The following is a 2,594-nucleotide window of genomic DNA, read 5'->3' as shown; positions in this document are numbered from 1 at the left end:
CGCGTGAGCTGTCCGGTGGCATGAAGATGCGCGCGGCGATTGCCCGCGCGCTGGTCACGCAGCCGGCGCTGCTGCTGCTGGACGAGCCCTTTGCCGCGCTGGACGAGATCACGCGTTTTGCGCTGAATGAAAGCCTGCTTTCGCTGTGGCTGCCGCAAGGCGAGAAGACCAAGGTGCCCGCCTTCACCGGCGTGTTCGTCACGCACAGCGTGTTCGAGGCAGTGTTCCTGAGCCAGCGCGTGCTGGTGATGAGCGCCCGGCCGGGTCGCATCATCGAGGATCTGCGCATCGAAGGCCCGCGCCTGCGCGACGCCTCGTTCCGCCAGAGCCCCGTGTTCGTCGACGCCTGCGCCCGCCTGAGCACCGCGCTGGCCCGCGCCGCCGAGGAACCGGCACTCGGTTGATCGTGGTCCACGCAGCATCTGCTTCCGCAAGCCGGCGCGAGCAGACGCTGCGCTGGCTGCTGCCGCTGCTGGCGGTGCTGCTGTTCCTGGGCGGCTGGGAAGCGGCGGTGGCCTGGTGGGAGATCCCGCCTTACCTGCTGCCCGCGCCTTCGCGCGTGCTGGTTACGCTGTGGGACAACCTGGGCTCGCTGATGGTGAGCTGGTGGGTCACGCTGCGCATCACCTTGATGGCGCTGGCGCTGGCCTGTGTTGGCGGCGTGGGCGTGGCGGCGGTGTTCGCGCTGTCGCGCTGGGTGGAATGGAGCCTCACGCCGTTTGCCGTGGTGCTGCAGGTCACGCCGGTGATCGCGGTCGCGCCGCTGATCATGATCCTGACCGACAGCGCCACCGCCACGGTGCTGATCTGCGCCTTCATCGTCGCCTTTTTCCCGCTGCTGGCGAATACCTTGACGGGTTTGCGCAGTGCCGACGCCGGCTTGCGCGAGCTGTTCCGGCTCTACCACGCGAGCCGCTGGCAGACGCTGCGTTTCCTGCTGGTGCCCTCGGCGCTGCCGTATTTCCTGTCCGGCCTGAAGATCGCCGGCGGCCTGAGCCTGATCGGCGCGGTGGTGGCCGAGTTCACCGCCGGTGCCGCGGGCCGCAACACCGGCCTGGCTTCGCGCATCCTCGAAGCGGCCTTCCGCACCGAGATCCCGAAGATGTTCGCCGCACTGCTGCTGGTCTCGGCCACCGGCGTGCTGATCCACGCGTTCTTCGAGTGGCTGTCGCGGCGCCTGCTGCGCGGCTGGCATGACAGCGAGCGCGGGCGCTGAGGCCTTCAGCTCGCAGGCCTTGGCTTGCCGGCCGTGCCCACCATGCCGACGATGCCCGGCATGCGTTCGCGCATCAGCTCGATGAAGCGGCGCAGCTTGGCCGGGTAGAAGCGCGCGGGCGGGTACACGAGGTAGACCGGCAGTGGCGAGGCCTGCCAGTCCGGGGCGAGGTGCACCAGCCGGCCCTGGGCGATGTCGTCGGCGACGATCCAGTGCGAGGCGATGCAGGCGCCCAGGCCGGCCAGTGCGGCCTGGCGCAGCGCGTAGAGGCTGTCGGTTGCCATGCGCGGCTGGATGGCGAAGCGCTGCTCGCGGCCATCTTCCCGGTGCTGCAGCATGACCTCGTTGCGGTAGTAGGTCTTCAGCGCCAGCCAGGGCAGCTCGGCCAAGGGTGCGCTCGCGGCCCCGGGCCCTGCCGGCAACAGCGACGGCGCGGCGACGACGATGCGCGGCACCTCGGCCAGGCGCACGGCAATCAGCGCCGGGTCGTTCACCGTGCCCACCATCACCGCGCAGTCGATGCCTTCGGCAATGAAATCCGGCCGACGGTCGTGCAGCAGCCAGTCCACCGAAACCTGCGCGTGGTGCTGCAGGTATTCGGTGAGCGGGGCCACCAGTTGGTCCTGCCCGAACGCATGTGGCACGACCACGCGCAGCAGGCCGCGCGGTACGTCGGTGGCGCCGCGCAGGTCGTCTTCCAGCGCGCGCCAGCTCTCCAGCAGTTCCTTGGCATGCGTGAAGCAGCGCTCGCCGTCGCCGGTGAGCTTCATGCCGTGGGTGGAGCGCTGCAGCAGCTTCAGGCCCAGTGATCGCTCCAGCGCCTGCAGCCGGCGGCTCACCGTGGGCTGGGTGGTGCCCAGCTGGGCGGCTGCGGCGGAGAGGCTGCCGGCTTCGACAATGCGCACGAAGGTCTGCATCAGCTCGATGCGGTCGGCGCCGGGCACGGACAGGTTGGTCATGCGCCAAGCGTATAGCGAATCTGCACTGGCTGCGACTACCGTTCTGGCTCACCCGAGAAGACACTGGCGTCAATTCGCTTTTAAGGGTTTTCACCATGACCTCCATTCCTTCCGTGCATGCCCAGCCCGCGCCGGCCCAAGCCGGCGTGCCAGCGGGCCTGGTGTTGTTGCTGGCGACAGGCACCGGCCTCAGCGTGGCCTCGCTGTACTACAGCCAGCCGATGCTGGGCGTGCTGGGCGCCGACCTGCAAGCCGGCACGCGCGCCGTCGGCCTGGTGCCAACCGTGACGCAGCTGGGCTATGCGCTGGGCATCCTGCTGCTGGCGCCACTCGGTGACCGCTTCGACCGCCGCAGCGTGATCCTGGTGAAGGCGGTGCTGCTGACGCTGGCGCTGCTGCTCTGTGGCGTGGCCCCAGGC

Annotated in this window: 4 protein-coding genes; 3 read left to right on the top strand and 1 reads right to left on the bottom strand. The window is 69.5% G+C overall.

The genetic code is table 11. The features are described from left to right. Nucleotides 1–404 (top strand): ATP-binding cassette domain-containing protein (locus tag FKP22_RS34430; protein ID WP_141291022.1); only part of this gene is annotated, 404 nt, incomplete at its 5' end. Nucleotides 405–406: 2 nt separating this feature from the next. After that, nucleotides 407–1,216 carry an ABC transporter permease gene (locus tag FKP22_RS26850; RefSeq protein WP_231010037.1) on the top strand — a complete coding sequence of 270 codons (810 nt, stop codon included), beginning with the start codon at nt 407–409 and terminating at the stop codon, nt 1,214–1,216. A 5-nt stretch (nt 1,217–1,221) separates the two neighbouring features. On the opposite strand, the gene FKP22_RS26845 is transcribed toward FKP22_RS26850, so the two are convergent. After that, nucleotides 1,222–2,175: a LysR family transcriptional regulator gene (locus tag FKP22_RS26845; protein WP_141291020.1), complete on the bottom strand. Its 954-nt coding sequence runs from the start codon at nt 2,173–2,175 to the stop codon at nt 1,222–1,224. 95 nt (nt 2,176–2,270) lie between these two features. Here FKP22_RS26845 and FKP22_RS26840 point away from each other — a divergent pair. Then, nucleotides 2,271–2,594: MFS transporter (locus tag FKP22_RS26840; RefSeq protein WP_141291019.1), on the top strand; the 324-nt coding region annotated here is incomplete at its 3' end.

The organism is Ideonella azotifigens (assembly GCF_006519715.1).
In the GTDB taxonomy this organism is placed as follows: Bacteria; Pseudomonadota; Gammaproteobacteria; order Burkholderiales; family Burkholderiaceae_C; genus Ideonella; species Ideonella azotifigens.
This window is presented reverse-complemented; position numbering and strand designations above follow the sequence as displayed.